The following is an 8,462-nucleotide window of genomic DNA, read 5'->3' as shown; positions in this document are numbered from 1 at the left end:
TGAGTGGTCGAAAGCACTGGTCTTGAAAACCAGCAAGGGTTTATAGCCCTTCTAGAGTTCAAATCTCTATCTCACCGCCAAACAAAGAAAAACCGCTAATCGAAAGATTAGCGGTTTTTTGCTTTCTGATAACTAGAAATTTTAAATAAGGGTTTATAGCACTAAACCTTGAGTAGAGTTCAAATCTCTATCTCACCGCCAAACAAAGAAAAACCGCTAATCGAAAGATTAGCGGTTTTTTGCTTTTTGAAGTTAAAAATTTTAAATAAGGGTTTATAGCACTAAACCTTCGAGTAGAGTTCTAATCCACTCTCACCGCCAAATAAAGAAAACCGCTAATCGAAAGATTAGCGGTTTTTTGCTTTTTGATAGTTAAATTTTAAATAAGGGTTTATAGCACTAAACCTTCGAGTAGAGTTCAAATCTCTATTTCACCGCCAAATAAAGAAAAACCGCTAATCGAAAGATTAGCGGTTTTTTGCTTTTTAAAAACTAAAAATTTTAAATAAGGGTTTATAGCACTAAACCTTCGAGTAGAGTTCAAATCTCTTTCTCACCGCCAAACAAAGAAAAACCGCTAATCGAAAGATTAGCGGTTTTTTGCTTTTTGAAAGTTAGAAATTTTAAACATGTGTTTATAGCACTGCTATATCCTTTACCTTACACTCAGATAACTAATTAATTTTAATTTTAAAATTGATCTTGTTAAGTTTGTGCGTTCATTTTTATATTAGGCTTATCATTTTTTTATTATGTAGTATGTTATGAGTCTATTTGAGTCTATTTGAGCTGATTGGCTTTTCGGTATTTACCTTGATAGTCAAAAAGTCTGTTTTTGACACGCCAGTAGAATTTTTGTTTTCTACCAATGACAAAGTCAGGACACGGCAATATGTTAGCTAACTTTAATGCTTGTTCAAGTGTAGTCACTTCAAACGATCCAGTAGAGCCCAGCTGAACACTAATTTTAGCGCTAAGGCGTTTAGAAAAGATATCATTGAACGCTTTAACTTGATTTGGCTTAGTGAAGTCAAAAGATTCATTGAGTTCAACGCCTTCCTCGTCATGGTAAGTGATTTTTAACTTATCAGCTCCCTTATCACTAACTTTCGTTAAATTAAGACCTGCGCAACGAATAATTTTTGAATCTTTAAGTTGCAGTGCCTTTTTTAACATATCATCGGGATCAACCAAGACTTCATGACACTGTAAACAGTTACGAGCAGCTATGTCATTTTCACCACCGCAGTGAGGGCATTCTTTAAATACAAAACGATAGTTACATTGGCTCTCTGACCCTTGTTCTTCAATTAGGCCTTGGCATCGTCGGCCGTAGTGTTCCACTAAATAACCATCATCATCACAAATGCCCCAAAATAAATTGGGAAATTCACAACTTGGGCAAATAACTTGCACCGGCTGACTTTTACTATTCGGCTTTTTCTCACCGACTTCGGGATGATAGAGGTCAAAATCATTGCCCGTATAGTCAATGACCAAGCAATCTTTTTTGTTATCACTCAAACGCAGACCACGACCGATGATTTGCTGATAGAGACTAACTGATTGTGTTGGACGTAATATCGCAATCATATCGACATGCGGTGCGTCAAAGCCAGTGGTTAATACTGAAACATTAACCAGGTATTTAATTTCTTTACGCTTGAATGCCTTAATTAACTTATCGCGTTCAGTATTGTCGGTAGCACCGGTAATTAAAGCACTCAATTTGGCGGGTAAATAACTAAAGACTTCCTTTGCATGCTCAACTGTAGCGGCAAATATCATAATACCTTGACGTTTATAGCCTAACTCAATGACCTGCTCAATAATGCCTTGAGTCACCCGGGGATTTTTATTTAATAGATGATTGATATCAGTAGGACTATATTCACCAGAGGCGTTTGCTCGCAGGCGACTAAAATCATAATGCTCTATGGTGGCATCGACTAAATTAGGTTCGGTTAAATACTGGCGTTTAATTAAGTAACGAAGGGGTAGTTCATAAATACAGTGCTCAAAAGGTCGTTTTTCTTCACTTCGCATGAAACCACGGTAATGTTTTTTATAAATCCAGCCCATACCTAAACGATAAGGGGTTGCGGTTAAACCCAATAATTTAACATGGGGATTAACTTGCATCAATTTTTCAATAATTTGTTGATACTGGTTAGTATTGGACAGCTTGCTTGCTTTTTCTTGTGTTTGCTCTTTGGGCTCCCCTTTAGCTTCGTCTTTAACCAGCTCAGTGCTGGCTAAGTTAACTCTATGACATTCATCAATAATAATTAAGGAGTAGGGCTCACTAAAGTCATCTAAATTGCGAGCTGCCGATTGTATGCTGGCGAACGTGACTTGGTGCTGAGTTTCTTTCAGTTTTAATCCAGCCGAATAAATACCGGCGGTAACACCATAGCTTTCATATTTTTGATGATTTTGCTCGACCAATTCTTTGACATGGGTGAGTACCAGTATTTTTCGCTTTGCCAACCGAGCAAGCTCGGCAATTACCAAACTTTTACCTGAGCCTGTAGGTAAAACAATCACCGCAGATTCGTTGGTTTTTCGAAAGTGTTTAAGCACCGCCGAAACAGCTTCTTGTTGATAATCTCTAAGTTGAAAAACTTCCACGCAGTGCTGTTGCCTTAATAGGGAAATGAAAACAGCCATAATAGCAAAGTAGTGGATAAGTCCAAAATTTAAAACCAACTTTAAACCTTGATTAGTTTGTAGCAGTTAATCTAATAGTAGGGTTTAATAAAAGACTAATATGCTGCGCATTACTGGGAACACCACTGAGGTAATTGAGCCCTAATATGATTTTTTTGCAAAAAGTTATACAAAGTAGTACTGATAGGTAACTTTACAGTCTCTTCTTAGTAACTAGGGAGTACTTCATAAAAATCAAACAGACAATTTATCTGTTTAATTTCTTATCTATAATGATCATGAGTTTACTCTAGTGGAAATTTATTGAATAAAACCAGTGCCCATAGACGTCCCATTCTTCACACAAAATATAGAAAAACCGATAATTAAAAGATTATGGTTTTTTGTTTTATAGCGCTCAAATCTCTATAGCAAGGGGTATATAAACAAGAAGTTATGAACGCACGAAGCTTTTGCATTTTAGTAATATATGAAAGTTGAACAAATGAATGTTAGGAAAGGATTTACAATCGATCTTAAACGACTAGGTTACCCTAATGTTTGGTGGTGTATTTATCTATCTCTTAAAATGCTTAAAATTAGGCTAAAAAATTGTGAGAGTTAGAAGTATTACCTCCACAACATATTATTATTGCTAACATAAGAGAAAGGTATAAAAATTGAAAATTAGCATAAATTATTAATTCAGGTATCATGTACCGAAGGTGTTATTAAATTATAATTTTTTTAGTTATGCTTTAGTGTCGTGTTTTTTAACAGTTATCAAAAATGAAGTTTATATTTGAATATTAGCCATTGAATTAAATAGGGTTTTATTTTTGGTGTATATCTTGCATACCACAAGTGTCTTGAAGTAAATGTCGTTATGCGACATCAAATTATTAACCCATTAAGGGCTTAAGGAAGTTGTATGAGTTCTAAAATCATAAATATTGTTGTAGTTTGTGTGTTATCTCTTTTTGTTGCCGATAGAGCAAATGCGGGATTAATTATTGGTGATCTTTATTCTGACGATACTGGAATCCAATGGGAGTATATAGGTTCTTTTGATATAACTGGTGGTGATGATTATAGTCTTAAACCTGCTACTTATAATGGTATTGAGGCCGCAGAATTTATCTTTGGTCAACCTACAATTCCAGTATCATACGCTTTAAGTACAAACGTAATTACTGACTATACTAATATTGAAGATTATATTGTTAATAAAGAAGCTTTTTACCAGCAATATCGAATAGCTGGTGTTACATCATACGATCAAGCCAGAGCAACTAATCTAGCTGGTGGTATTGGTTATGACGCTGAGGGTGATGTTTCAGCATACGTTTATGATAGAGCGTTTGAAGGAATATACTTTAATTATGTATTTAAATCAGTGACTACTTCAGTGCCCGAACCATCAACAATTGCTATTTTCTCACTTGCTTTAATTGGATTAGTCTCTCGTAGGTTCAAAAACTAATAATTTTATTATCATAATCAAGGCGGTGTCACTCGATACCGCCATTGTTACAGAACATTAATATCTATTTTGCATGTATTATCTCTATAAATAACATCTATTTAACTGAGATACAGACCCTATACATTGAATCATTATTGTAAGATTAAGTTTTATAATATTTCTGTATTAAAACTTAATCTTTTTATTTAATTTATCTGTTAATCAATTCATTAGAAGACCACCTAAAATACATTGTCTTTAGTCTAAATACTTGTAATATGTAACCCCATAAGTATGTTTACAGTTATCAATCAGCTGCAGTATTTTTAGATTGTCTAGAGTATGTGGTAAGCCAAATCATTAGGAAGTTGTTTATGGAAAACTATACCAACCCAAAAAGTGCACAAGTCATTAATGTTAAAGGTGAAATTCACACCGATGTGGCTGTAGATACTCTATTACAAGTTGGTGATGTCGTTAAAGCAGGCGCCGTTCTTAATTTAATCAAAGGCAGTGAAATTTTATTAGCTTATGCTGATGGAAGTCAGCATAAAGTCTACAGCTACGAAGCTGAGTCGGTAAATGAAATTCGTGTAGATATAATTTCTCCTGATAACAATACAGAAAGTGTTGATAGTGAAGATATCAATAATATTCAGAATGAAATTTCAGCAATTCAAGATTTAATTGATGCTGATATTGATGCAGAGCTTCCTGAAACAACTGCTGGTCTTACTAGTAATGAAGGTACAAGTTTTGCCACGGTAAACAGAACAGGCGATGAAACGTTAGCGCAGGCTGGATACGATACAACAGAACAAAATAATATTTTTGTTTTACCCGGTGATTTAGATAACGAAAATAATAATGATAACTTTGCCTTATTTGATGCTGATGAAAATGTCACTGTAGCAGAAGATACATCAGCCACAGGTAATGTGCTAGATAATGGTGCCAGCGCAGGCGGCCCATTAAGTGTGATTAACTTTAGCATTGATGGTAATACTTTCGATGCGGGCGAGACAATTAATTTAGTAGAGGGTGAATTTACCTTAAATGCAGACGGTAGCTATACCTTTATACCTGCTGATAATTTTAATGGCACGGTGCCCGTGGTCAATTACACCGTTACCGATGGTGCAGGTAATACGGATAGTTCTACTCTAACGATTTTAGTAACACCCGTATCAGATCTTACTGATGCGGATGAATCTGTTACAACAGCTGAAGACACCTCAGTTTCTGGCAATGTACTTAATAATGCTGAAACTGCAGATGGCCCTCTGACTATAACGAGCTTTACTGTTGATGGTAATACTTTTAATCCAGGTGATACGGTTACTCTCGCTGAAGGTGAACTCACTTTAAATCCAGATGGTAGTTACACCTTTATACCAAATGACAATTTCAACGGCAGTGTACCGGTGGTCAGCTACACCGTTACTGACGGTGCGGGTGATACCGATAGTTCTACGCTAACAATTTCAGTAACACCGTTACCAGATCTTACTGATGACAATGAATCTGTTACAACAGCTGAAGATACCCCAGTCTCTGGTAACGTTTTGGATAATGCAGCAACTGCAGATGGACCATTAACAGTAACCAGCTTTACTGTTAATGGAAATACTTTCAATGCAGGTGATACGGTAAGTCTCACTGAAGGCGAACTCACTTTAAATGCAGATGGTAGTTATACCTTCACACCCAATGATAACTTCAATGGTGCTGTGCCCGTGGTCAGCTACACCGTTACTGATGGTGCAGGGGATACGGATAGTTCTACCTTAACGATTTCAGTAACACCTGTATCAGATCTTACTGATGACAATGAATCTGTTACAACAGCTGAAGATACCCCAGTCTCTGGTAACGTTTTGGATAATGCAGCAACTGCAGATGGACCATTAACCGTAACGAGTTTTACTGTTGATGGAAATACGTATAATGCTGGTGATACCGTTACTCTCGCTGAAGGTGAACTCACTTTAAATGCCGATGGTAGTTACACTTTTACACCAAATGACAATTTCAATGGTGCTGTGCCCGTGGTCAGCTACACCGTTACTGACGGTGCAGGTGATACGGATAGTTCTACCTTAGCGATTTCAGTAACACCCGTATCAGATCTTATTGATGATAATGAGTCTGTTACAACAGCTGAAGATACCCCAGTCTCTGGAAACGTTCTAGATAATGCAGCAACTGCAGATGGACCATTAACCGTAACCAGCTTTACTGTTAATGGAAATACTTTCAATGCAGGTGATACGGTAACTCTCACTGAAGGTGAGTTAACCTTAAATGCCGATGGTAGTTACACCTTTATACCAAATGACAATTTCAACGGCAGTGTACCCGTGGTCAGCTACACCTTTACTGACGGTGCAGGTGATACCGATAATTCTACGCTAACAATTTCAGTAACACCGTTATCAGATCTTACTGATGACAATGAATCTGTTACAACAGCTGAAGATACCGCAGTCTCTGGTAACGTTTTGGATAATGCAGCAACTGCAGATGGACCATTAACCGTAACGAGTTTTACTGTTGATGGGAATACGTATAATGCTGGTGATACCGTTACTCTCGCTGAAGGTGAACTCACTTTAAATGCCGATGGTAGTTACACTTTTACACCCAATGACAATTTCAATGGTGCTGTGCCCGTGGTCAGCTACATCGTAACTGATGGTGCAGGTGATACGGATAGTTCTACCTTAACGATTTCAGTAACACCCGTATCAGATCTTATTGATGATAATGAATCTGTTACAACAGCTGAGGATACAGCAGTCTCTGGTAATGTTCTAGATAATGCAGCAACTGCAGACGGACCATTAACCGTAACCAGCTTTAACGTTGATGGGAATACTTATAATACAGGTGATACGGTTACTCTCACTGAAGGTGAATTAACTTTAAATACCGATGGTAGTTACACTTTTACACCAAATGACAATTTCAATGGTGCTGTTCCTGTAATTACTTATACCGTCACAGATGGTGCCGGTGATACCGAAAGTTCTACTCTAACAATTTCAGTAACACCCGTATCAGATCTTAATGATGACAATGAATCTGTTACAACAGCTGAAGATACCCCAGTATCTGGTAATGTGCTTAATAACGCCGACAGCGTAGATGGACCACTCACGGTAACGAGCTTTACTGTTGATGGTGATACTTATAATGCAGGTGAAACGGTAAGTCTTGCTGAAGGCGAGTTAACTTTAAATACTGATGGTAGTTACACTTTTACACCGAACGATAACTTTAACGGTGCCGTGCCAGTGATCAGCTACACCGTTATTGATGGTGCTGGTGACACAGAAGTTTCTACCTTAACAATTTCAGTGACACCAGTTTCAGATTTAAGTGATGATAGTGAAACGGTCACGATAGCAGAAGATACAACAGCCACAGGCAATGTGTTAGATAATGCTGAAACTGCAGATGGTCCACTAACTGTCACCAGCTTTACTGTTGGTGGGAATACGTACAATGCAGGTGACACGGTTACCCTCACGGAAGGTGAGTTAACTTTAAATGCAGACGGTAGCTACACTTTTACTCCGAATGATAACTTCAATGGTAGTGTGCCCGTTATTACTTATACCGTTACTGATGGTGCTGGTGACACACAGAGCTCTACCTTAACAATTTCAGTGACACCAGTTTCAGATTTAAGTGATGATAGTGAAACGGTCACGATAGCAGAAGATACAACCGCCACAGGCAATGTGTTAGATAATGCTGAAACTGCAGACGGTCCACTAACTGTCACCAGCTTTACTGTTGATGGTAATACTTATAATGCAGGTGACACGGTTACTCTTGCTGAGGGTGAACTCACTTTAAATGCAGATGGTAGTTACACTTTTACACCGAACGATAACTTCAATGGCAGTGTGCCTGTAGTCAGCTACACCGTTACTGATGGTGCCGGTGATACACAGAGTTCTAGTTTAACAATTTTAGTAACACCGGTTTCAGATCTTAATGATGACAATGAATCTGTCACAACAGCTGAAGATACAGGAGTTTCTGGCAATGTGCTTAATAACGCTGACAGCCTTGATGGACCATTAACTGTCACCAGCTTTACTGTTGATGGTAATACTTATAATGCAGGTGAAACGGTAAGTCTTGCTGAAGGCGAGTTAACTTTAAATACTGATGGTAGTTACACTTTTACACCCAATGACAATTTCAACGGTGCTGTGCCAGTGATAAGCTACACCGTTATTGATGGTGCTGGTGACACAGAAATTTCTACCTTAACAATTTCAGTAACACCGATTTCAGATTTAAGTGATGATAGTGAAACTGTCACGATAGCAGA

At 37.6% G+C, this 8,462-nt stretch carries 3 protein-coding genes; 2 read left to right on the top strand and 1 reads right to left on the bottom strand.

Annotation, left to right across the window (positions count from 1 at the left end; all coding sequences use genetic code 11):
- Positions 1–780: 780 nt before the first annotated feature.
- Positions 781–2,670 (bottom strand): DEAD/DEAH box helicase, encoded by a 1,890-nt coding sequence (locus H4J69_RS19045; RefSeq protein WP_182244844.1) that lies wholly within the window; start codon positions 2,668–2,670, stop codon positions 781–783.
- Positions 2,671–3,580: 910 nt separating this feature from the next.
- Between H4J69_RS19045 and H4J69_RS19040 the strand changes: the two genes are divergently transcribed.
- Together H4J69_RS19040 and H4J69_RS19035 are read left to right on the top strand one after the other, a co-directional pair.
- Complete coding sequence (locus tag H4J69_RS19040; RefSeq protein ID WP_182218524.1) at positions 3,581–4,132, top strand: PEP-CTERM sorting domain-containing protein; 552 nt, start codon at positions 3,581–3,583, stop codon at positions 4,130–4,132.
- A gap of 356 nt (positions 4,133–4,488) precedes the next feature.
- A partial coding sequence (locus H4J69_RS19035; RefSeq protein ID WP_182252036.1) for an Ig-like domain-containing protein occupies positions 4,489–8,462 on the top strand: 3,974 nt, incomplete at its 3' end.

This window comes from Colwellia sp. BRX10-9 (assembly GCF_014077405.1).
Lineage (GTDB): Bacteria > Pseudomonadota > Gammaproteobacteria > Enterobacterales > Alteromonadaceae > Colwellia_A.
Note: the sequence above shows the minus strand (reverse complement) of the source record. Positions and strands in the feature narration are given on the sequence as shown.